Source organism: Hymenobacter sp. FMD4, from assembly GCF_058932745.1.
In genome coordinates this window covers 1-22565 of sequence record NZ_JBZYWH010000045.1, presented here as the reverse complement: position 1 = coordinate 22565, position 22565 = coordinate 1, and the positions used below count along the sequence as shown (strand labels likewise).

The 22565-nt window shown below is 56.1% G+C and carries 23 protein-coding genes and 2 tRNA genes; 15 read left to right on the top strand and 10 right to left on the bottom strand.

Going from position 1 to position 22565, the window contains the following annotated elements:
• Window positions 1-164: 164 nt before the first annotated feature.
• From AC5FXY_RS22085 to AC5FXY_RS22075, 3 genes are all read right to left on the bottom strand, one after another.
• Window positions 165-629, bottom strand: a complete 465-nt coding sequence (locus AC5FXY_RS22085) for a hypothetical protein (RefSeq protein WP_493558900.1) — start codon at window positions 627-629, stop codon at window positions 165-167.
• A gap of 74 nt (window positions 630-703) precedes the next feature.
• Window positions 704-1105 (bottom strand): hypothetical protein, encoded by a 402-nt coding sequence (locus tag AC5FXY_RS22080; protein WP_493558899.1) that lies wholly within the window; start codon window positions 1103-1105, stop codon window positions 704-706.
• A gap of 139 nt (window positions 1106-1244) precedes the next feature.
• Complete coding sequence (locus AC5FXY_RS22075) at window positions 1245-1757, bottom strand: DUF1905 domain-containing protein (RefSeq protein ID WP_493558898.1); 513 nt, start codon at window positions 1755-1757, stop codon at window positions 1245-1247.
• A 110-nt stretch (window positions 1758-1867) separates the two neighbouring features.
• Here AC5FXY_RS22075 and aroB point away from each other — a divergent pair, with 110 nt between their 5' ends.
• The gene (gene aroB / locus AC5FXY_RS22070; protein ID WP_493558897.1) at window positions 1868-2908 is read left to right on the top strand and encodes a 3-dehydroquinate synthase; all 1041 of its coding nucleotides are present in this window, start codon (window positions 1868-1870) and stop codon (window positions 2906-2908) included.
• A 67-nt stretch (window positions 2909-2975) separates the two neighbouring features.
• Window positions 2976-4220: a 3-phosphoshikimate 1-carboxyvinyltransferase gene (locus AC5FXY_RS22065; RefSeq protein ID WP_493558896.1), complete on the top strand. Its 1245-nt coding sequence runs from the start codon at window positions 2976-2978 to the stop codon at window positions 4218-4220.
• A 17-nt stretch (window positions 4221-4237) separates the two neighbouring features.
• Here AC5FXY_RS22065 and AC5FXY_RS22060 read toward each other — a convergent pair whose 3' ends face one another.
• The 6 genes from AC5FXY_RS22060 to AC5FXY_RS22035 all read right to left on the bottom strand — a co-directional run bounded on the left by AC5FXY_RS22060 (window position 4238) and on the right by AC5FXY_RS22035 (window position 12264).
• Complete coding sequence (locus AC5FXY_RS22060; RefSeq protein ID WP_493558895.1) at window positions 4238-5059, bottom strand: ABC transporter substrate-binding protein; 822 nt, start codon at window positions 5057-5059, stop codon at window positions 4238-4240.
• Window positions 5060-5122: 63 nt separating this feature from the next.
• Window positions 5123-6193: a M42 family metallopeptidase gene (locus AC5FXY_RS22055; protein ID WP_493558894.1), complete on the bottom strand. Its 1071-nt coding sequence runs from the start codon at window positions 6191-6193 to the stop codon at window positions 5123-5125.
• 235 nt (window positions 6194-6428) lie between these two features.
• The gene (locus AC5FXY_RS22050; protein ID WP_493558893.1) at window positions 6429-7997 is read right to left on the bottom strand and encodes an acyl-CoA carboxylase subunit beta; all 1569 of its coding nucleotides are present in this window, start codon (window positions 7995-7997) and stop codon (window positions 6429-6431) included.
• Window positions 7998-8100: 103 nt separating this feature from the next.
• Window positions 8101-8853 (bottom strand): hypothetical protein, encoded by a 753-nt coding sequence (locus tag AC5FXY_RS22045; protein ID WP_493558892.1) that lies wholly within the window; start codon window positions 8851-8853, stop codon window positions 8101-8103.
• A gap of 88 nt (window positions 8854-8941) precedes the next feature.
• Window positions 8942-11536: an ATP-dependent Clp protease ATP-binding subunit gene (locus AC5FXY_RS22040; protein ID WP_493558891.1), complete on the bottom strand. Its 2595-nt coding sequence runs from the start codon at window positions 11534-11536 to the stop codon at window positions 8942-8944.
• Between the two features lie 68 nt (window positions 11537-11604).
• Window positions 11605-12264 carry a WbqC family protein gene (locus tag AC5FXY_RS22035; RefSeq protein ID WP_493558890.1) on the bottom strand — a complete coding sequence of 220 codons (660 nt, stop codon included), beginning with the start codon at window positions 12262-12264 and terminating at the stop codon, window positions 11605-11607.
• Window positions 12265-12393: 129 nt separating this feature from the next.
• Between AC5FXY_RS22035 and AC5FXY_RS22030 the strand changes: the two genes are divergently transcribed.
• Both AC5FXY_RS22030 and AC5FXY_RS22025 read left to right on the top strand, forming a co-directional pair.
• The gene (locus AC5FXY_RS22030; RefSeq protein ID WP_493558889.1) at window positions 12394-13284 is read left to right on the top strand and encodes a hypothetical protein; all 891 of its coding nucleotides are present in this window, start codon (window positions 12394-12396) and stop codon (window positions 13282-13284) included.
• Window positions 13281-14180, top strand: coding sequence for a lysophospholipid acyltransferase family protein (locus AC5FXY_RS22025; protein ID WP_493558888.1), 900 nt, complete (start codon window positions 13281-13283; stop codon window positions 14178-14180). The genes AC5FXY_RS22030 and AC5FXY_RS22025 overlap by 4 nt, the downstream gene beginning before the upstream one ends.
• An 82-nt stretch (window positions 14181-14262) precedes the next feature.
• On the opposite strand, the gene AC5FXY_RS22020 is transcribed toward AC5FXY_RS22025, so the two are convergent.
• On the bottom strand, window positions 14263-14892 hold the full coding sequence (locus AC5FXY_RS22020) for an L-threonylcarbamoyladenylate synthase (protein WP_493558887.1): 630 nt from the start codon (window positions 14890-14892) through the stop codon (window positions 14263-14265).
• A gap of 269 nt (window positions 14893-15161) precedes the next feature.
• Between AC5FXY_RS22020 and mltG the strand changes: the two genes are divergently transcribed.
• From mltG to AC5FXY_RS21965, 11 genes are all read left to right on the top strand, one after another.
• Entirely contained in the window at window positions 15162-16235 is a 1074-nt protein-coding gene (gene mltG, locus AC5FXY_RS22015; RefSeq protein WP_493558886.1) for an endolytic transglycosylase MltG, read from the top strand.
• Window positions 16236-16375: 140 nt separating this feature from the next.
• Window positions 16376-16789 (top strand): acyl-CoA thioesterase, encoded by a 414-nt coding sequence (locus tag AC5FXY_RS22010; protein WP_493558885.1) that lies wholly within the window; start codon window positions 16376-16378, stop codon window positions 16787-16789.
• 105 nt (window positions 16790-16894) lie between these two features.
• The gene (locus AC5FXY_RS22005) at window positions 16895-17866 is read left to right on the top strand and encodes a YihY/virulence factor BrkB family protein (protein ID WP_493558884.1); all 972 of its coding nucleotides are present in this window, start codon (window positions 16895-16897) and stop codon (window positions 17864-17866) included.
• A 130-nt stretch (window positions 17867-17996) separates the two neighbouring features.
• A tRNA-Ser gene (locus tag AC5FXY_RS22000) sits at window positions 17997-18083 on the top strand.
• A gap of 59 nt (window positions 18084-18142) precedes the next feature.
• A tRNA-Ser gene (locus AC5FXY_RS21995) sits at window positions 18143-18227 on the top strand.
• A 366-nt stretch (window positions 18228-18593) separates the two neighbouring features.
• Complete coding sequence (locus AC5FXY_RS21990) at window positions 18594-19115, top strand: hypothetical protein (protein WP_493558883.1); 522 nt, start codon at window positions 18594-18596, stop codon at window positions 19113-19115.
• Window positions 19116-19342: 227 nt separating this feature from the next.
• A complete protein-coding gene (locus tag AC5FXY_RS21985) occupies window positions 19343-19702 on the top strand; it encodes a hypothetical protein (RefSeq protein WP_493558882.1) in 360 nt (119 codons plus the stop codon).
• Between the two features lie 31 nt (window positions 19703-19733).
• A complete protein-coding gene (locus AC5FXY_RS21980; RefSeq protein WP_493558881.1) occupies window positions 19734-20603 on the top strand; it encodes a PAS domain-containing protein in 870 nt (289 codons plus the stop codon).
• Between the two features lie 291 nt (window positions 20604-20894).
• Window positions 20895-21386, top strand: a complete 492-nt coding sequence (locus AC5FXY_RS21975; protein ID WP_493558880.1) for a TlpA family protein disulfide reductase — start codon at window positions 20895-20897, stop codon at window positions 21384-21386.
• A 42-nt stretch (window positions 21387-21428) separates the two neighbouring features.
• Window positions 21429-22055, top strand: a complete 627-nt coding sequence (locus tag AC5FXY_RS21970) for a thioredoxin family protein (RefSeq protein ID WP_493558879.1) — start codon at window positions 21429-21431, stop codon at window positions 22053-22055.
• Between the two features lie 162 nt (window positions 22056-22217).
• Entirely contained in the window at window positions 22218-22508 is a 291-nt protein-coding gene (locus AC5FXY_RS21965; RefSeq protein WP_493558878.1) for a heavy metal-binding domain-containing protein, read from the top strand.
• The last annotated feature ends 57 nt before the right edge of the window (window positions 22509-22565 follow it).

Genomic DNA, 22565 nt, shown 5'->3' with positions numbered 1-22565 from the left:
TTGGTTACCCAGCGGTATGTCTCACGGCTGCCAGCATTGCTGCACGCCAAATACTGAAAGCAAGAGTAGAGCTAGAAAACATAGCTGTAGGAGCTATTACAGAATTAAACAAAAGCCGGCGTTTAAGTTTAAATAAAGCGGCAGTGCCAATTCTTTAGTCAGTACTAGCGCGAAGTAGCTGCGGCCGTTGGCATCCGGCTATAGCGTTCGAAGAGCGGAAAGCAGTTCATTATGCCGCGGTAGGCAGGCGTTTGCAGGTACAGCGTATCATGAACAACGGCGTAGGCGCGGTTGCTTTGAGCTAGCGTGCCGTTGGGGAGAACTTTCGTGTCGTATTCGATCAGGCTATAGCCGGGCGCTAGCTCTACTGCTTTGTCACGGTAATGCCGGTACTTGCCCGTATGCATTAAGGAATCTTGTTGATAATGCCGCAGCTCTCCGCCAGCACCGAACTCCAGACCTGAATTTGACTGAGGTACTGCGTAGGGGCTTACTACGGGCACCCGGTACCAGCGGCCAAGCAAGGCTGAGTCGGTTGGAATGGCTTCATCGGCCTTGTGGCAGCTCAAGCCGGCTACGCATAGTCCGGCGAGTAGTGCGTCCTGAAGCAGTTTGGTAGCGTTACGCATCGATTAAGCTTAATTAAAAGAGGTCTGTTTACAGAAGCAGCCGGTGGTTAGCAGTGAGGCGGAGTATGGTGCGCTTAACGTTGATATTCGTGCTGAAAGCCGTCGTGCATTTCGTCCCACACAATAAGCCGTTTGTCGCCCACTTCGAAAGAGGCCTCAGCACCATTGCCGTAGCGAATGAGCAGCGTAGCTTGATGCGTGCGCAGAGAAGTGCCCCGATGGATGGTATAAGTATCAGTGCTGGAAAGCCGGCCGTTGACGTAGTAGCGCACCGTGCCATCGGCCCCAAATTCAACTTGCAGCTGGTTGCCGGTATTGGCTGGGGTGCTGACGGTGCCGCTGAGGCCTCCGGAGCTTTGCACCCACGTCCAACTGTCTTGCAAGCCCGTAGCACCGGGGCGCACATCTTCATCAGACGAGCAGCTCGTCAGCAGTACTAGGATGGCAATAAGAAGTGAAAGGGCAGAACGTAGCATATGCAGGGGGCAGTATATAACCGAGATACGGCAATGGCTGCGCCGGTTGCAAGGGCATGTTCAATAAGATTGATTTCTCCTTATCTAAGCCTGATTCGAAGTATAGCTCGGCCTGTTTTCCGAGGCCATATTATTAGCCTCAAAGCTCGGTGCTTGCCAACCGTTCGGGCTGCGGCTTACGGGTTTTACCTACGGCCAGCTGAGCCAGCGCAGTGGTTACGCGGGTTACTTTGGCTTCGTCCGTTGCGGCGGTGCGCACCCAGTTCAGCCAGGCTTGCTGCTCGGGTAAGCTGAGCTGTTGATAGGCGTTGAGCGCCCGAGGCTCTTCGGCCAAGCACTCTAGAAAGTCAGCATCTGAGACTTCCAAAGGAGGCACTTCGGTAAACAGCACTAGGTGGACCGTGTCCCCGGCTTGTTTACCGATCTGCTTGCGGATATCGGCCTTCACCGGCAGGAATAGGCGCCCACTACCCATGGGGAGCAGGTGGGCGGCCACCAGCTCGTAGGCATCTATGCGGCCGGTTACCTTTAGCGTGCCGAAAGCATTGCGCCCGGCTACTGACAAAGCTGGCAGGGGAGCGTAAGTCCAGCCGCCTTTGCCTGGAAACCGTTCCAGGATTACAATGCAATCCACAAGTGCTTCTTTTTCCACGACTAACAACGGGTTGTTGAGATGAAAAAACGGACCCAGCGGAACACGGGAAAAGCTACCGCTTGGGCAAAAGTGCGCCGCTACCAGCAGAACTCTGAAATTTACGCCCAATGACTGACTCGATCCACATCGGCCCCGAGGCCCTGCCTGCCCTGGCCGCGCTGCTCAGCCGCCCCGGCACCACGCGCGTGGCCGTACTGGCCGACACCAACACGGCACGCCTGTGCTACCACCAACTGAAGCCCTACCTGCCCGAAAATCATCTGCTGATTGAAATAACAGCCGGCGAAACCAATAAGACCCTTGCCACCTGCGAGCGGGTGTGGGCTGAGTTGACCGAGCACCGCTTCGACCGCCACAGCGTGCTAGTGTGTCTGGGCGGCGGCGTAGTGACGGATCTGGGTGGCTTTTGTGCTGCACTCTACAAGCGCGGCCTGCGCTGCGTACCGGTGCCGACTACCTTGTTGGCGCAGGTCGACGCGGCTATCGGCGGCAAAACCGGCGTCGACTTCCAAGGCTTCAAAAACCACCTCGGTGTGTTCCAACTGCCCGAAGCCGTGTGCATCGATCCTCAGTTTCTGACTACGCTGGACCCGCGCGAGCTGCGCGCCGGTTATGCCGAGGTGGTCAAGCACTGGCTCATCGCCGATGCCGACGCGTTTGAGCAGCAGCGAAACCAAGGCCTGTTCGTGGATGATTGGACGCCCGTCATTCGCGAATCGGTGCGGGTAAAGCAACGCATCGTGGCCGAAGACCCCACCGAAAAAGGCCCGCGCAAGCTCCTGAACTTCGGGCATACCGTGGGCCATGCGCTGGAAAGCTACCTGCTGATGCAAGCGGGGCGCACTATTCTGCACGGCGAGGCAGTTGCAGCCGGCTTGATCTGCGAAAGTTGGCTGTCGGTACAAAAAGGGCTATTGTCAGAGCGCGAGCTAAACCAGATTGAAACTTTCCTGTTCTCGATCTTTGAAAAAGTGCAGTTCGTGAGCCTCGAAACTGATGCCATCGTTGAGCTGGCTCGCCAGGACAAGAAAAACCAAGGAGCTACCATCAACTGCACTTTGCTGCGCAGCATCGGTGATGGTATCTATGATCAGCCCGTAACGATGGATGAACTGGCGGCTTCTCTCCGCTATTACCACCGGTTGTAGGCCACCCACCTGCCTTGCCCTTACTTATTAAGCTTCGCGGAATTCCAGTCCGTTCTAACTCTCCGTTGTGCCAAACCCTTATTTTCCTGATCAGCTGACGCTCCGCTGGCCTGGCGGCCCCCTGCAAGGCACGGCCGTGCTGCCGGCTTCCAAAAGCGAAAGCAACCGTGTCCTGATTCTGCATGCGTTGGCCGAGGGCGGTACCCTCGCCAATCTTTCCGACGCCAACGATACCCAACTAATGCGCCGCCTATTGGCGCAGCCAGCGGCGCAGCATATCGATGCTGAGGATGCAGGCACCGTCATGCGCTTTCTTACCGCTTACCTAGCCGTGACGGGCCGCCACACTACGCTTACCGGGACGCTACGCATGCAGGAGCGGCCCATTGGCGTACTGGTTGAGGCATTGCGGCAACTGGGGGCTCAGATTAGCTACGTGAACCGGGAGGGTTACCCGCCGCTGCAGCTGCAAGGTTGGCAGCCCGGCGCGGTTGCCCCGCTCCGTGTACGCGGCGACATTAGCAGCCAGTTTATTTCGGCCCTGATGATGATAGGTCCTCTGGTGCCGGGCGGACTGCACCTGCACTTGACTGGCCATATTGGTTCCCGGCCTTACATCCAGATGACGGCGGCTCTCATGCGGCATTTTGGGGCTGAGGTGGAAGTGCTGGAGCGGGAAGTACATGTAGGGGCTCAGCCCTACCGCCCCGCCGATTATGCCGTGGAGGCCGACTGGTCGGCGGCCAGCTATTGGTATGCAATGGTAGCGCTGGGCCCTGCTGGCTCGCACATCTATCTGCCAGGTTTGCGACGTCATTCCTGGCAGGGCGACCAAGCCATCGTGCACCTGATGGAGCCGCTGGGCGTGCGTACCGAGTTTGTAAACGATGGTGTGGTGCTGCGCCAACTGCCTGCCGAGGAGCGTGCTGCCCACGTCTCCATGAACTTTACCGACTGCCCCGATCTGGCCCAAACCATAGCCGTGGCTGCCGCCGCTACTGGCGTGGTAGTGGACATGACTGGCCTGGAAAGTCTGCGCATCAAGGAAACCGACCGCATTGCCGCTTTGCAGCAACAGTTGAGCACATTTGGCGCGGCCCTTACCCCCGAGGGCCGCGACATGTTCCGCCTGACCACGCAGCAACTGCAAGTCAATGGGCAAATCGTAGCCACTTACCACGACCACCGCATGGCCATGGCCTTTGCCCCTCTAGCTCTCCGCGGCCCCCTGACCATTAACGCGCCCGCGGTGGTACGGAAATCCTACCCCTTTTTCTGGGAAGAGCTACGGCAAGTGGGCTTTCAGCTATAAAGCATAGGTAGCGCGGACTACAGGGTCCGTGCTGTTTGCTGGCGTAGTTCATAAAAGTACCTGGCCGAATAGAGCAGTCGGCTGCCGTACCAGCTAAATAACTCCCCATCGACCACCACCACTTGTGCCCCTGGGCATAGCCGCTGAAACTCTGCCACGTGCTTGTCCTGAAAAGGGTAAGGCTCCGATGACAGCAGAATCACCTGTGGCGCAGCGGCTGCCAGCTGCTCCGCTGCCACTTCCGGGTATCGGCTCAGTTGCCCGAATACATTGTAAAAACCCGCGTGCGGTAGCATCTCGTCGATGAAGGTGCCAGCGGCTGCCACCATGTACGGTTTGCGCCAGATGAAATACGCCGCCGATTTCAGCTGGCGAGCTGGCGGCAAGGCCTCAAAGGAGGCTACTATTTCTGCGCTTAAGCGCTCTGCTTTGAGTTTGGTATTGGTTATTAGTCCTACTTGCCGCATCATGCGCAGGGCATCTTCCAGCCCCACGATGTCGCTCATCCAGACCGGATACTGGGCTGCCAGCTGTTCGATGCCCTCTTGAAAATTCTCCTCTTTGTTACCGATGATGAGGTCGGGCTTCAGCTCAGCAATTTTGTCGTAGTGAAAATTCTTGGTACCACCAATTACTGTGGCGTGCTGCCGGGCATCGGCCGGATGAATGCAGAACTTGGTCACGCCCACAATCCGCTCGCCAAGGCCCAGATCAAACAGTAGCTCCGTCTGTGACGGCACCAATGACACAATACGCTGCGGCGGAAACGGTACCACCACGCGCCGGTTCATTTGATCGGTGACGGTGAGCGGAGTCTGGAGCAGGGGAGGAGTAAGCATAGGTGCAAAACAACAAAAAACGCCAGCCTGAACGGCTGGCGTTTGTGCTTGAAGGCGGTAGGCTTATTTGAAATACCGGAAGTCGTGCTTGTCTTCGATACGCATCAACGCTTCGTAGATAAGCCGGATGACATTCTGCACGTCGTCGTGGTGTACCGTTTCTACGGTGGTGTGCATGTACTTCAGCGGCAACGAAATCAAGGCCGAGGCTACACCGGCATTGGAGTAGGCGAAAGCGTCGGTGTCGGTGCCCGTAGCGCGGGTGGCAGCAGCGCGCTGGAACGGAATGTCGTGTTGCTGCGCGGTTTCGATGATCAGGTCGCGCAGGTTGTTCTGCACCGCCGGCCCATAGGTGATTACCGGGCCCTTTCCGCAGTGGATGTCGCCGGAGGTCTTTTTCTCGTACATCGGCGACTGGGTATCATGGGTTACGTCGGTCACGATGGCCACATCGGGCTTGATGCGGTGCGCAATCATTTCGGCCCCGCGCAGTCCGATTTCTTCCTGCACGGCATTCACGATGTACAGACCAAAGGGCAGCTTCTTGCCCTCTTCCTTGAGCTGACGCGCCACTTCGGCAATCATAAAGCCGCCAATGCGGTTGTCTAGCGCCCGGCCCACGAGGTACTTGCCGTTGAGCTCCATTAGGTCGTCTTCGAAAGTGACCACCGAGCCCACGTGTATCCCCATTTCCTCTACCTCATCGCGCGAGGAAGCGCCGCAATCCAGGAATATCGTCTCGACGGTGGGAGCCTTATCTTGTTCGACCTTGCGCACGTGAATGGCCGGCCAGCCAAACACGGCCCGTACCGGCCCCTTGGCTGAGTGAATAACCACGCGCTTTGAGGGCGCGATAAGCGCATCGGAGCCACCGTTGCGACGCAGGTACAGGTAGCCTTCCTTCGTGATGTAGTTTACAAACCAGCTGATTTCGTCGGCGTGCGCCTCGATAACTACTTTGTATTCAGCCTCGGGATTAATGACGCCCACTACCGTTCCGTAGGTATCCACGAAATATTCGTCGATGTACGGGCGGATGTACTCCAGCCACAGTTTCTGACCTTCCTTCTCGAAGCCGGTAGGAGAGGGGTTGTTGAGGTATTTTTGAAGGAAGTCGAAGCTCTCAGGGCGCATGGAATAAGGGTAAGTTGGGAAGTGTGAAGGCGTGGGAAATTGATGAAACGAGCGCCCAATCGGCAGGTTTCATCTGTGGATCAGACTTACGTTTACGGAACCTGTAATGGCTTCAGTAAGCGTAATTAAAGTAAGGTTAATTTATGTACAGACAAGAAAGATGAATAATCCGCACAAAAAAAAAGCGGTGCTATTCTGTCGAACAGCACCGCTTCCCCTTGACAAGTATAGTCGATTAGAGCGGGATATTACCGTGCTTTTTGCGTGGTAATTGGTCTACCTTGTTTTCCAGCATTTTAAACGCCCGGATCAGCTTCTGCCGCGTCTGCGAAGGCACAATCACCTCATCCACGAAGCCACGGTGCGCTGCCCGGTAGGGGGTTGCAAACTTGCGCTGGTAGTCGTCTACCTTCTCCTGCAGTTTTGCTTCCGGATCTTCCGCCGCGGCTATTTCGCGCTTGAAGATGATTTCCGCCGCCCCTTTGGCACCCATCACCGCAATTTCGGCGGTAGGCCAGGCGTAGTTCATATCGGCTCCGATGTGCTTGCTATTCATCACGTCGTAAGCCCCGCCGTAGGCCTTACGAGTAATCACCGTGATGCGCGGCACAGTGGCCTCACAGAAGGCGTAGAGCAGCTTGGCGCCGTTCGTAATGATGCCGCGCCACTCCTGATCGGTGCCGGGTAGGAAGCCGGGCACGTCCTCCAGCACCAGCAGCGGAATGTTAAACGAGTCGCAGAAGCGCACGAAGCGGGCTGCTTTGGTTGAAGCATTTATATCAAGCACACCCGCAAGCACGGCCGGCTGGTTGCCCACGATGCCGATGCTGCGGCCGCCCAGCCGTGCAAAGCCTACCACGATGTTCTCGGCGTAGTTCTGGTGAACTTCCATGAACGAATCCGCATCGATAATGCCGGTGATGACCTCACGGATATCGTAGGGCTGGTTGGGGTTTTCAGGAATGATGCTGTCCAACTCCGGCCGCAGTTCGTCGCCCTGTGCCTCGTAAGGATAAATGGGGGCCGTGTCTTCGCAGTTCTGCGGCATGTAGCTCAGCAGTTGCTTGATCTGCTGGATGCAGGCTACTTCGTTGGCGGCCGTAAAATGCGTCACGCCGCTCTTGGTGCTGTGGGTGCTGGCGCCGCCTAGCTCCTCGCTGGTCACGGTTTCGTGGGTCACCGTCTTCACCACGTTCGGGCCGGTCACGAACATGTAGCTCGTGTTTTCGACCATCAGAATAAAGTCGGTAATGGCCGGTGAATACACCGCGCCACCTGCGCACGGCCCCATGATGGCTGAAATCTGCGGCACCACGCCCGAGGCTAGGGTGTTTTTGTAGAAGATATCCGCATAGCCGCCCAGGCTTACTACGCCTTCCTGGATGCGGGCCCCACCTGAGTCGTTCAAGCCGATAACCGGCGCGCCGTTCTTCATGGCTAGGTCCATGATCTTCACAATCTTCTCAGCGTGCGTCTCGGAAAGCGAACCGCCGAGCACCGTGAAGTCCTGCGAGAAAACGTATACCAAGCGGCCGTTCACGGTGCCGTAGCCCGTCACCACGCCGTCGCCAAGGTAGTATTCTTTATCCAGGCCGAAGTCCTTGGAGCGGTGCATCACAAACTTGCCGATTTCCTCAAAGGAGCCGGGGTCCATAAGTAGGTCAAGCCGCTCGCGGGCCGTCAGCTTGCCCTTTTTATGTTGGGCGTCGATGCGGTCCTGGCCGCCACCCAGCAAGGCCTCGGCGTTCTTTTGTTCCAGTACTTCGAGTTTGCTCAGCGTCGGGTCAGCGTGCGGATCGGACATATGGTGGGAATGAAGCGAAAAGTCAGTTTGGAGTAAGGGCCAAAGGTAAACCTCAGGCACAAAAAAGCCGAACCCGTTTTTGACTTGGATTCGGGAACAAACCTTAAGCTCTAAAGTTGCTTATCAGACAGGCGAGTGACATAAATCTGCAGTTGCTTCCAATAGAAGCCACGCCATTGACGCCAACGCCAATAATTTTCCCTGTTGTCAAATTTACTTCTGCGCGCCAGTAGTGGCTACCTCCATCCATCCCGATAGTATAATTAGATTTCCACCCCTCATCGCGCGGATACAAGTCCTGCAGCCTGTCAATTATGGTGTAAGGCTCCCAACCTGCATTTATGAAGACTACTTCTTCGTTATTTTTAGTTATATAACCAAAATATTGTCGATGGTATTTGCGTAGCCGTCTGTGTACAACTGGTCCATAGCCACCTCCTTGGCCAATTGATTTACTGCCATATTGCTTGTACTGACAGCGGTAGTAGCTGCGCAGTTGTTTTTGCAGGATACGCTCAGTTGCTTCAATCTGCAAGAGAGTAGGAGTGAACCTGCTTGTAATAGGCTGGCGAAACTCTTTAACAATAAAGCCCTCAATCCCTTCAAGGTCATACTCTTTGGAGAAGATAGCCCCCTCAAAGTTGTTGCCTTTGACATAGGTCGATGTGAGAGAGTTTTGCATTGTTAAAACAATTCTTTGGCCTTTGCAAAGAGTTGAACACGCGACCATGGCGACGATGCAGGCAACGCCCCTTCCTACAGATGAACCTGTCATAAATGGTATTTGAAACGGGGTTGAAGGAAAAGTAAACCATTTTAGAGCACCACTCAACATCAACACGCGAAATGTATCCACATGCGGTGTAACTCGCCCCAGCCTTTAAAATGCAGAACGGCCGGCTGCTTGCGCAACCGGCCGTTCTTAATTTACATATCTAAGCTACTTATTCGCCCGCCTTGCCTTCCGGCGACTCCGGCGCTTCAGCCGGGCGTTCGTCGCTGGCGAGGGTAGAGGCTTCTTCGCTCTTGTAGGAATTGAAGATGAGCTCTTCCTTGCCTTCCTCGTGGTCGGCCTTGATGACGTCGCCCTGCGTGAGCTGCGCCTTCAGGATTTCCTCAGCAATCGGATCCTCGATGTACTTCTGGATGGCCCGGTTCAGCGGACGCGCACCGTACTTCGGATCGTAGCCTTTCTCAGCCACGAAGTTCTTCGCGGCTTCGGTCAGCTCGATGCGGTAGCCCAGGGCTTGCACGCGCTGACGCAGTTTGGCCAACGAAATGTCGATGATCTTAAAGATGTCTTCCTTCTGCAGCCCGTTGAAGACGATAACGTCATCGAGGCGGTTCAGGAACTCCGGCGCGAAGGTTTTGCGTAGCGCGCTAGCAATGGTGCCCTTCATCATCTCGTCCATGTTCTCAGTGCGGGCCTTCGTGCCGAAGCCAATGCCTACGCCGAAGTCGGCCAAGTCACGCGCCCCGATGTTCGAGGTCATGATGATGATGGTGTTGCGGAAGTCCACCTTGCGGCCAAGGCCGTCGGTCAGGATACCGTCGTCGAGCACCTGTAGCAGCAGGTTGTACACATCCGGGTGAGCCTTTTCAATCTCGTCGAGTAGGATAACCGAGTACGGCTTGCGGCGGATCTTCTCCGTCAGCTGGCCACCCTCTTCGTAACCCACGTAACCGGGAGGCGCGCCAACCAGGCGCGATACGCTGAATTTCTCCATGTACTCCGACATGTCAATGCGCACGAGCGCGTCGTCCTTGTCGAAGAGGTAGGTAGCCAGCACTTTCGCCAGCTCCGTCTTACCTACACCGGTCGGGCCGAGGAACACAAACGAGCCGATAGGCTTCTTCGGGTCTTTCAAACCGACACGGGTACGCTGGATGGCTTTCACCAGCTGAGCAATGGCCTTGTCCTGGCCGATTACCTTGCCCTTCAGCTCCTCACCCATGTTGAGCAGCTTGGCGCTTTCGTTCTGGGCTACGCGGCTCACCGGGATGCCGGTCATCATGGCGATTACCTCGGCCACGTTTTCCTCCTTCACGGTGTAGCGCTTCTTCTTGGTTTCTTCTTCCCAGTTGCGCTTTGCGGTGTCGAGCTGTTCGATGAGCTTCTTCTCCTTATCCCGGAGCTGAGCAGCCTCTTCGTACTTCTGCGACTTCACCACGCGGTTCTTTTCCACCTTGATGTTCTCGATGCTTTCCTCGAGCTTCAGGATGTCTTCCGGAACCACAATATTGTTGATGTGCACACGCGCACCAGCCTCGTCGAGAATATCGATAGCCTTGTCTGGCAAGAAGCGGTCCGACATGTAGCGGTCCGACAGCTTTACGCACGCTTCAATGGCCTTATCGGTGTACACCACATGGTGGTGGTCCTGATACTTGTCCTTGATGTTGTGCAGAATCTCGATGGTTTCTTCCGGCGTGGTAGGATCTACCATTACCATCTGGAAACGACGGGCCAAGGCGCCGTCTTTCTCGATGTATTGACGGTACTCATCCAGCGTGGTAGCACCAATGCATTGAATCTCGCCGCGGGCCAGAGCCGGCTTGAACATGTTCGAGGCGTCGAGCGAACCACTAGCACCGCCGGCGCCCACGATGGTGTGCAGCTCGTCGATGAACAGGATAACGTCGGGTGACTTCTCCAGCTCGTTCATCACGGCCTTCATGCGCTCCTCAAACTGGCCGCGGTACTTGGTACCAGCCACCAGCGAAGCCAGGTCCAGCGTCACTACGCGCTTGTTGAAGAGCACGCGCGATACTTTCTTCTGGACGATGCGCAGAGCGAGGCCTTCGGCAATTGCCGTCTTACCTACGCCGGGCTCACCAATGAGGATGGGGTTGTTTTTCTTACGGCGCGAAAGAATCTGCGCTACGCGCTCGATTTCTTTTTCGCGGCCCACGATGGGGTCGAGTTTATCGTCTTCAGCGAGCTTGGTCAGGTCGCGGCCGAAGTTGTCGAGCACGGGCGTGCGCGACTTTTCACCCGGCTTTTTAGCCGCGGCCGAGCCTGCGCCTTTGGACGAGCCAAACAATTTGTCGTTGTCGTCGTCGTCGGTGTCGGAAGGGCCCGAGGTGGGGTTGTGGCTGGTGTTACCGTGGTAATCCAGCGAGTCGCGTACGGCTTCGTAGTTCACGTTAAACTTGCTCAGGATTTGGGAGGAAATATTGTCTTCATCGCGCAGAATCGAGAGCAGCAAGTGCTCGGTGCCGATGATTTCGCTCTTGAAGATTTTAGCTTCGAGATACGTAATCTTCAGGACCTTCTCCGTCTGCTTCGTCAGCGGGATGCTACCCGTTATACTGATACCTTGGGTCGCAGTGTTACGTGTGGCTTGTTCGAGAGCGTATTTTAGCTCCTCTACGGATACGCCGAGCTTCTTCAACAGAGCAATGGCCGTGCCTTCGCCCTCCCGAATCATACCCAGCAACAGGTGCTCGGTGCCTATATAGTCGTGGCCAAGTCGGATGGCTTCCTCCCGACTCAGGGAGATAACCTCCTTGACTCTATTTGAGAATTTCGCTTCCATGCAGATAAGGTGAGAAAGAATCCGGACTCGCACAAGGCGCTATATCCGGATACTAATACTTAAACCGGCTATTCAGGCAGAAGGTTCGCCGCCGGTGAGGGGGCTGGCACAAGGTAAGTACCGGCCGCCGGACCCGCGGCAAACAGCAGGTCCAGCACGCTCAAGCCGGGTACAAACTCCGCACCAAAGCATTGCCGGTAAGCCCGCTGCAGACCTGCACCTGACGGCGTGTCAGGTACGTGCTTCGGACTCAGCCAATCCCGCCGATCCAGCACGTCAGCGACCGGGTAGCTGGTGTGCCACTCGGCCGTAAACTCGATCGGAAGGGGGAGGCGCAAGCAGCGCAGCAACAAGCGCAGCAAAGCAAGATTCAAATCAAAGAGCCGGGAAGGTTTACTTACGTAAATGTCGTGCAGATAGTCGGCGTAAAACTCAAAATAAGAGCTGTTGCCGTAGGCTGTCTGCAAGGTGCGCCAGTGGCGGTGTACCCAGTTCTGCCGGTAATCGATTTCAAGCTCGTCGATGTTGACCTTTTCCGAGCGGTTGCCGTCGATGACGGGGACCGTCAGGGCCTGCACCCCTTGGGCCGTCAGGATCAGGCAGCGGTTGCGGTACGTTTGCTTACGGTAGTGTTCGTGCCGTTCAAGTAACAACGAATCGGCGGTCAGAAGTTCGGCAAAGAATGCGGCTGGCGGGCAGTATTGAAGCTCAAAAAGGGCAGCGGGCATGAACAGGGCAAAAGCGGCTGGAGAGAAGCGGTGCGAAAGTACTACCCGAAGTTTAGGGCCAGGGTTGGCACTACGGCCGACTTTTTGCGTTGTAGCCGCATATCTTTCCCGCTCACTGCTTTGTTGCCTATGCGCTTTCGTCTGCTGTTACCCTTGTTACTCGTATGGCTGACGCTACCAACCATGGCGGCCACGCCTTCGCTGCTGCTGGATGTAGCCCGTTTCCGACCCTTAGCCGCTGGCAATAATTACGAGGTGGAGCTGTACGCTACCGTGCCTGGCAATGGTCTCACTTATATCAAACGTGCCCAAGGTAGCTACCAGGCCAGCGCCGTAGTTACGCTACAAGTGCTGAAGCCCGACGGCAAGCCGGCGTATTCGGAAACGGTAACTATGAAGCCACCCGTCATCAGCGACACTTCTATTGCTATTAAGAATCCGCAGAGCTTTCTGAAGCGCATTACGCTCCCCGCCGGACAGTACACGGTGCGGGCTGAGCTGCGCGATTCGTACCGCAAGAGCACCGTGCCCACCACGGTAGAGAAGCCATTGGCGCTAAATTTCCCCGCTGGTGCCCCCGCGTTGAGCGACATTGTGTTTTTGTCGAAGCCCGCTAGTCGCACCACGGAACAGAATAATTTTATCCGCAACAATTACTTGCTTACACGTACGCCGGCCGGCAGCTACGGGCGCGGCGCCGATCAGCTTTACTTCTACCTTGAGCTGTACAACGCCCCGCTGGGTCAGCCGCTAAAGCTGCATTATCACTTGGAGTCAGCTGAAGGCTTCGCCGCCGACGCCGATGCCGAAATAGACCAGCCGAAAGCGGGCCGGCCGACCGTGGTAGCCGGTGAACTGCCCATGGGCGGGCTCAGCCAGCTAGGTATTGATACCGATGGCAACTATATGCTGACGGTGGACGTGCGTACAGCCACGGGCAAAGTCCTGGCTTCCCAAACCGGCAAAATCATTCGTCACCAAGGAGAATACGCGCCCGGCGGTGCATCTTTGCCCCGATGAATCACCCGAAGCCCACGCGGAATTTTGCGTGGTATTACTTCCCGCTCGAAGCGTTTTTGCTGGCCTTGTCGAGCCTGCCCATGCCGGTGCTCTACGTGGTGGCCGATGGCTTTTACCTGCTGATGCGCTACGTGCTGCGCTACCGGCATAAGGTGGTGTTCGGCAATATCCGGAACTCCTTTCCTGATAAATCCGAAGCTTGGGTGCGCGACACGGCCCACGGCTTCTACCGCCACTTCGCCGATACCATTGTCGAGATTGTGAAGCTGGGCACCATCAGCCCGGAAGAATTCAACCGACGCATCTACGTTACGAACCCCGAACTCGGCGACGCTTACTTCGCGAAGGGCCGTACAATCATGTGCCTCGGCTCGCACCACGGCAACTGGGAATGGATTGCGCCGGCCGGGGCGCAGCGCTGGCCCGGTAAGGTAGATGGCGTGTACAAGCCGCTGAGCAATTCATTTTTCGACTATTACATCTACCGCCTGCGCACCCGCTTGGGTACCGGCCTCATTCCCATGCGGGAAACCCTGCGCGACATGGAGGCTAACCGCGGCAAAATTCGCTCGCTGTGCATGTTGGCCGATCAGTGCCCGCCCAAGAGCCGATACGCGTATTGGACGCGGACACTAAATCAGGATACCGCCTTCTTCACCGGTTCCGACCGTTTGGCCGTCCAATACCACTGCCCGGTGCTGTACGTGAGCATTCGCCGGGTACGCCGGGGCTACTACACGCTTACGCTGGAGGAGATATACGACGGTAATGCGCCGCTGAACCTAGCCGACCACCCCATAACTGAGGTATACGCCCATCGCATCGAGCGTGATATTCTGGCTGACCCAACTCGTTACCTCTGGTCGCACAAGCGTTGGAAGCTTAAAAAGGAATAAGGGGACAAGTAAGAGGTGACACGTGACAGGTTGAAGTAGATCCTTCTAACCTGGCATGTGTCACCTCTTACTTGTCCCCCAATTACAAATACTGCTCAATGTCGCCGGCGCCGGCACGGATTACGTCGTAGTCTTCGGTGGTGCAGTCCACCACGGTGCTGGCTATGTTGTTGCCGAACCCGCCGTCGATAACCATATCCACTAGCGGCCGGTATTTCTCGAAAATCAGCTCGGGGTCGGTGGAATACTCAATAATGGCGTCGTCGTCGTGAATGGACGTGCTGACGATGGGGTTGCCCAGTTCGCGAACCAGGGCCAGAGAAATAGCATTGTCGGGAATGCGAATGCCCACGGTCTTGCGCTTGGTGCCGCCGTACTTGGGCGCCTTGGCGCTGGCCTCGAAGATGAATGTGAACGGGCCCGGCAGCGCTTTCTTCAGCAGTTTGTAAGTGGGCGTGGTGATACCGTGGGCGTAGTCGCTGATGTGCGACAGGTCGGAGCAGATAAACGACAGGTTCGCTTTATCGGGCTTTAGGCCCCGGATGCGGCAGAGTTTTTCAACGGCCCGCTGATTGGTGATGTCGCAGCCTAGCCCGTAAATCGTATCGGTGGGGTAGATAATGACACCGCCTTGGCGCAGAACCTGCACAGCTTGTTGAATCTTATTAAGGGGCGGATTATCGGGGTGAATGCGCAGCAGCGTAGCAGCCATAGCGGGTCGGTTAGCTAAAGTGAGAGACAGGCGGCTTAGTTACACAATAGCTGTATGACGCGCAAGCGGGCCGCGGAGTTGTATGTTTTGTTGGAGGCGAAGGATGGGGGCGACTACCTAATAGTAAGTTTGCGGCTCCGGAAAAAGTACAGGAAGCCGTTGGGCCAACCCAAAGGGCTGTACTTTTGGGATGACCAATGCCCCATCGGGCCGGCTAACATCGATCCAGCTACGGCTTGGCTTCTTTTTCTGTTACTGCTACTGCTCCAATGCCAACTCCCGCTGAGTACCGGGCCCGCGCCCTCAAACGCCGTAACCGCATTGCTTACACGCTGGGCGTGTTTGCCATCGTGTTCGTGACTTTCTCGTACTACGCCTACCAGATTTTCTTTACCGCCAACATCGACACCAAAGACCGCCCGACCTACGTGGTGGTGAAGCCGGGGCAGAGTTACCGCTCCGTCATGAAGTCGATTGAGGCCACTGGCGCCGTCATCGATAAGCTGTCGTTCAACTTTGTGGCCAAGCTGATGAAGTACGATCAGCTGGTGAAGCCCGGTCGTTACGAGCTTAAGAATGGATACACCAACCGGCAGATGATCAACGATCTGCGCCGTGGCATCCAGGCGCCGTTGAAGCTTACTTTCCAGAACATTCGTCTGCGACAGGATCTGTCCCAAAAGCTCAGCCAATCCTTCGCGGCCCGTCCGCAGGAGTTCGACTCGTTGTTGACCAGCAACGAATACGCCAAGTCTCTGGGCTTCCGCGATACTACGGCGCTGCTTACCATGTTTATCCCCAATACTTACGAACTGTACTATACTACACCCCCGCAGCAGGTGATGAAGCGCCTGAAGCAGGAGTACGAACGGTTCTGGACGCCTGAGCGCGACCGTAAGGCCCAAGGGCTGAACATGACGCGCAAGGAAGTGAGTGTGCTGGCCAGCATAGTGGAAGCTGAGCAGCAGCAGCACGCCGACGAGCGGCCCCGCGTGGCCGGCGTGTATCTAAACCGCCTTAAGCGCGGCATGAAGCTGCAGGCCGACCCCACGGTGGTATACGCTAATGGTGACTTCGGCATTCGCCGGGTGCTGAACGTGCACCTGCAGAAGGATTCCCCCTACAACACGTATAAATACGCCGGCTTGCCGCCTGGTCCCATCAACCTGCCCAGCATCACCAGCATCGATGCCGTGCTGAACCCGGAGCAGCACAACTACCTATACTTCTGCGCCCGCGAAGATTTCAGCGGTTACCACGCCTTCGCTGCTACCGAGCGGGAGCATCTTGTCAACGCCCGTCGCTACCAAGCAGCCCTGACGCGCTCGGGAATCATGCGTTAGTGTACTTCGCCATCGGGTTGGAATGGGCTAGTACGCCAATGTCTTATTGAAGCTCTAAGAGAGGCGTCACGTTGTTTTCCGTTTCCGAGTAAGCCCGTTAGCCGATCAGTCCCTCATTTACATTCGCACCGTAACCGAATATGTTCTCTTCCGACGTACACATCCGCGTCCGCTACGCCGAAACCGATCAAATGGGCTACGTGTACCACGGCAACTTTGCCGCGTACTTTGAAGTTGCCCGCACCGAAGCCTTCCGCCAGCTCGGCATCAGCTACAAAGAGCTCGAAGCCGAAGGCGTGGGTATGCCGGTGGGGGAGCTGCGCGTCAAATACCGTCGCCCAGCCCGCTACGACGATTTGCTGCGCGTGCGCATGATGCTGCGCCAGCCGCCCGAAGGCTCGCGCGTGTTGTTTGAGTATGAGATTTACAATGAAGCAGAAGAGCTACTCACCGAAGGCTCCACGCTCATGGTGTTCGTGAACGGGGCCACCGGCCGGCCTATCGCTATTCCGCAGCACATCGTTGAGAGCATCACGCCGTACTTTAACGGGTAGTAGTGCTTAATTTTTTGGTTATTAGCTTGTTCTGAGTTGAAAAGAATCCTCCGGTTGTTATAGCCAGGAGTTCAAGTCCAAACCGAATAGCCAAACACCAGTTCCGTGGATCTGCCCAATCGTTACCGCAAGGCGCTTGTTGTTCGGCGCCGCCGTACCTACCGGCGGTTCATCGAATGGCTGCGTGGGGTGCACCTGCGCAATGGCGTGTCGATGTACGATGTGATGGACCGCGTGCTGAACGAGTTGCGTTTCGACTCGCTCACCAAACGCAGCTCCTACATGGCCTTCAACTTCACGGTGGCCGTGTTTCCCACCATCATCTTTCTCTTCACGCTCATTCCGTACATCCCGGTGCCGGGGCTGCAAATTGACATCCTGCAGTTCCTGGGCGACATTATGCCCCGCGAGATGTACGTGGCCACCCGCGACACCATTGAGGACATCGTGAACATTCCGCACGGGGGCTTGCTCTCGTTCGGTTTTGCCACGGCCCTGGTGCTGAGCTCCAATGGCATCATGGCCTTGCTCGATGCTTTCGACAAAAAGCACAGCATCTTCAAGCGCCGGTCCTACTTGCGCAAGCGCTTTATTGCTACGGTGCTCACAGTGGTGTTGTCCTTGGCGCTGCTGGTGGCGGTGGCTGGCATCTTCTTCGGCACCTATATCATCGATGCGCTGGTGTATTACGAAATTGTACCCGAGCGTCTGACAGAATTTCTGATCAAGCTCTTGCGCTACGGCTCGGTGGTGGGCCTGTTCTTGTTCACGACCTGCATGATCTACTATTTCGTGCCAGCCGTGCAAGATCGTTGGCCCTTTTTGTCGGTAGGAGCCATCGTTGCCACCGCGTTGATTCTGCTCGTGTCGTTTCTGTTCGTGCTTTACGTCAAGATTTTCGACAGCTACAACAACTTTTACGGTTCCATCGGCACGCTTGTAGGTTTCATGGTTTGGCTTGACTTCGTGTGCATGACACTTATTCTGGGTTTCGAAGTCAACGTGAGCGTGGATGCTGTGAGCGGACGAGCCAAAGCGCGCAGTGCTTCTGCCGTGGCGAGGCCTTCCGTGGCTTAGAATATCAGGTTGAAAGACAGGGTAGTGTGGGTGCCCAAGCCGATGGCTGGAAATTTTTTGGCATTCATTATTGCATCAGCCGCTGCCGCCTGCTAGTTTTGCCGTCCCAAACCACTCAGATTTGGGCTACAGAGAGGTGGCAGAGTGGTCGAATGCGACGGATTCGAAATCCGTTATACCTGCAAGGGTATCGGGGGTTCGAATCCCCCCCTCTCTGCAAGGGCTTTTCTTGACGTTGGAAAAGCCTTCTTGTGTTAAACGTCGAATTGCTGACCCAGAGGAGTGGCAGAGTGGTCGATTGCGGCGGTCTTGAAAACCGTTGAGGGTTAAACCTCCGGGGGTTCGAATCCCTCCTCCTCTGCAGAAAACCCCGTTCCTATTGCAGGAGCGGGGTTTTTCTTTTGTGCTCAAATTCCAACGCCGGTGGGTATTGCCGCAGCTAGTACGGGCTTGGCGGCACCAGCAGCGGGCAGAATAACCTGGGTTTGTAAATAGTCCTTGTCTTTTCGGGGCGATGGACGTACTTTCTTTCCCCCGCTCACTCCACCGTGAGTCACCGCTGTTGGTGTCGGTCGCGGCATTCTAGGCCAGTTGATGCTGCTGAGTGCTTTGCGACGCTGTGAACGGACGGGCCGCTCGCCAGAGCTGGCCTGCCTGTGTGTGAATGTGAATAAACGTGAGCTTGCGCAAGGAGGCGACTGTCGCTGCGTGCTAGAACTGTAGTCCCATGCATACCACCGAAACCTGCCAGACAGAGGAGTTGGCCGAGCGCCTGTTCACCTCGCTGTTGTTGGCTGCCGCAGCGCCTGCCCTGACGCAGCAGCAATTCTTGGCGTCACTTCTGCGTGTGCCCAAGCAGGTAAGCCAAGAAGTGACCGATGCCGGCTCACCCGTGCTGCGCTTGGCGCACCCACAATTCCAGGCAGTAGTTATGTTTGACAAGCAAGGGCAACGCTTGGAGCATATTCTGCTGGAGCCCGTTGAAGAGCTGTTCTTGCATTTGCAGGCTTTGGGACAACGGGAAGAAGTGCCCGTCTCGCTCACGGACCAAGGTTGGCGAGCCGAATGGCATGCCTGCCCCTTTGAGACCAAGCCTGAACTGCTGCTTCGCTCACCGGCTGAACTCAGCGAGAATATTTCGATGGCATTTTTGACCATGCTGGGTGCCACTGACCGAGCTATTATTCACTTTAGCCGGCAGCTGGTAACGCTGCCAAAAGGGAGCAGCAAGCATGAGCATTCGAGTTGAATACGAGTCGTTAACCGGTCCCCGAGCGGCTGCATCAGCAACCAGAGTTAGCTTTTTGGCGGCTGAGCAGGCTGCTCATGAATAGGAACTGGAGCAGGTGCTTAGGCCTTTGAATTTCATCAAAGACACCCAAACGTATAATTTTACGCACTACCACGCGCTCCTTGAGCTGCTAAGTCAGCTCATAACGAATTCCTCATCTCGCGTAGTTGCCTACCACTTCGCTCATGTCCGATCTGCTTTTCGATGTCAACTTGCAGCAGTTGCCGGATGAATATTTGATGGGGCAATGGCGCGTGACTGACCGGGTGCTTAACCGCGCCGACCCCGAGAGTCCGTTGGCCCATGCGCTGCGGGTACACCTGCGTGCCAACCAACTGGTGGTGGAGGACGGCAACCGCAGCGAGAAAGGCTCGTGGCGGATACAGCGCGACGAAGTGCTCAAACGCCCCTACTTGGAGATTCAGGTAGCTGAGGAAATTACCCGTGCCCTCATCACCCGGCTGCGCCGTTCTTCCGACGGGTTAATCAGCCAATTGAGCTTGTATTTTTTATCGGGAATGGAAGTGCTGCTCACCCAGCCGTGAGCCTCGTTTCTTCACCTCTCCTTTTTGCGAAATGCCAGAATCCGACAACACCATTAATTACGAACGCCTGCGAGACGCTATTGAGGCGGCTGGCGTCGGGACGTGGGATTTAGATTTGCTTACAGGCGAGCTGCAATGGTCGGCGCGCTGCAAAGAACTGTTTGGGCTGCCACCAACAGCCACCGTTGACTACAACAGCTTTCTGGCAGGCGTACACCCCGATGATCGGAACCAAACCGATGTTGCGGTGAAGCAAGCCCTTGACCCGGTTGGCAACGGGCAGTACGACATCGAGTTCCGAACCATTGGCCTCGAAGATGGGGTCCTGCGTTGGGTGCGGGCTACGGGCAGTGCTTATTTTGACGAAGGCCGGACCAAAGCACTACGCTTCTTGGGCACTGTTACGGATATTTCGCAGGCAAAGCGGCGCGAGCAGGAATACAAGTTTGTAGTTGAGCTTATTCCACAGATGGTATGGCTTACCGATCCTGAGGGGTTTCATACTTATTTCAACCAGCGCTGGATAGAATACACCGGTTACGACGTGGAGCAAAGCCGCGGTACCGAAATGTGGAACAACCTGCTGCACCCCGACGACCAGGAGCGGGCCCGCCGACGTTGGAGCCATTCGCTGCAGACGGGCGCGGACTACGAAATCGAGTACCGATTCAAAGCCAGGGATGGCGGATATCAGTGGTTTTTGGGGCTGGCAAAACCCATTCGGGACGAGCAGGGCAACATCACCCAGTGGTTCGGCACCTGCACCGACATTTCTGAGCAGAAGCAATTGCAGGACCGCTTGGAGCGGGCTTTCCTCGATCTGGAAGCCAAGATTACTTTCCGGACTTTGGATTTAGAACACCAGGTGCTGGAACTGCGCCGGCAGCTGGATCAAACTTAAAATCAGGCCTTAGGCTTACACACGACAACGGCTCCCGCAAGGAGCCGTTGTCGTGTGGCGGCACGGGTTGGGGGAGCGTGGCCGGCCTCCAAGGTTGAACACCGGCACGATTCGAATGCGCCGATTTATCAACAGACGACTGCCGCGGGTGGTATGCCAAGCACGACGAGGGGCATTGGAACAATAGGTCCACCGATGGCTAAGTGAAATGGAATGCAGCCCTTTACATTCTGCTCCGTCAATCGGCAAAGTAAGGCCGTCAGTGGCGGCGTATTTGCTCGAACACTGCTTATGAACATTCGACACTGGCTTTTACTTGTAGCTGTACTCCTTGGAGCAGAACATGCGCGGGCCCAACAAGTGCGCGTAGTGAAGTTTCCGGAGCTGCAGCGGTTGCTAAGCCGACCCAGCGACACCACTTACGTGGTGAATTTTTGGGCGACGTGGTGCGGGCCATGCGTGCAGGAATTGCCTCACTTTGAGCAGGTGCGCACTAAATACTTACGCCAAAAGGTGCAGGTGGTGCTGGTAAGCTTGGATTTTGCATCCAAGCTGGAAGACAAGGTGAAGCCCTTTGTGCAACGACGGGCATTGAAAGCGCCGGTTTGGCTGCTCAATGAACCGGATCAAAATTCCTTTATTGATAAAGTCGAACCGAAGTGGTCGGGGGCTTTGCCTTTCACTTTGGTGTTCAACAACCGCCGCCAGCAACGCCGCAGCTTTGAAAAGCCACTCACATTGGCTGAATTAGAAGCCGCCGTGCGGCCCATGGTATTGCCTTAGTCAGTTCTACCTTTTGACCCCCAACCAATAATCCCTCGACCCATGAAAAACGCTTGGTTTTCTCTTATGGTGCTGGCCGTGCTAGTCGCGCTCAGTAGCTTCATTCGCCCGCTAGCCGATGGCGGCTACCAAGTGGGCGACAAGGCCATGGATTTCAAGTTGAAAAACGTGGATGGTAAGATGGTTTCGCTCGCCGGCAATGCAGCTGCCAAAGGCTACATCGTGGTATTTACCTGCAATACTTGCCCGTATGCTAAGGCTTATGAAGACCGCATCATCGCCTTGCATCAGAAATACGCTTCGAAAGGATACCCGGTGGTGGCCATTAACCCCAATGACCCGCAAGTGGCCCCGGGCGACTCGTACGCGGAAATGCAGAAGCGGGCGCAGAGCAAGAAGTTTGGCTTCGCTTATGTGTTTGATGAAACGCAAGAAGTAGCGCGTACTTATGGCGCTACCCGCACGCCGCATGTATACCTGCTGCAGCGCGAAGGCAAAGATTTCAAGGTGGCGTATATCGGTGCTATCGATAACAACACCGAGGACGCGTCGGCCGTAACGGAGCGCTACGTGGAAAATGCTTTGGCGCAACTAATGGCGGGCAAGCCCGTGCAAACCGCAAGTACCAAGGCTATTGGCTGCACCATCAAATGGAAGAAGAAAGCCTAGTGGAGCTACGACGCACAGCGTAAAAATCAGAAAAGCATCGGCCCAAAGCCATACCATTGGCTTTGGGCCGATGCTTTTCGCTTCGGAAGCCGGGGTCGTGTACGGTCAAGGCTTACCTTTGCCCCACGAACCCATAGCCTTTGGCTGGCTTATTTGCTTGATATGAACAAGTTTTTTGCACTGCTGCTGGCCGCTGGCCTGCTTACTGCTTGCGACGGCAAGCCCGCTACCGACACCCCCACGGCAGCGCCCACCGAAGCCACGGCCGATTCGGCTACCATTCAGCAGCCCGCTGATGTAATCTCGCGTCCCTCAACGGAAGGCAGCAGCAACGAAACCAACACCGGCGGCCAGACGACCAGCTACGTGTGCCCCATGAACTGCGAAGGCAGTGCCAGCACCCAGCCCGGCAAATGCCCGAAGTGCGGGATGGACCTGGAAAAGCAGGGCTAATCAAATACAATGGGGCGGCCATGAATGCGCTGAGGCCTGGTGCTGCTGCTAAGGGCT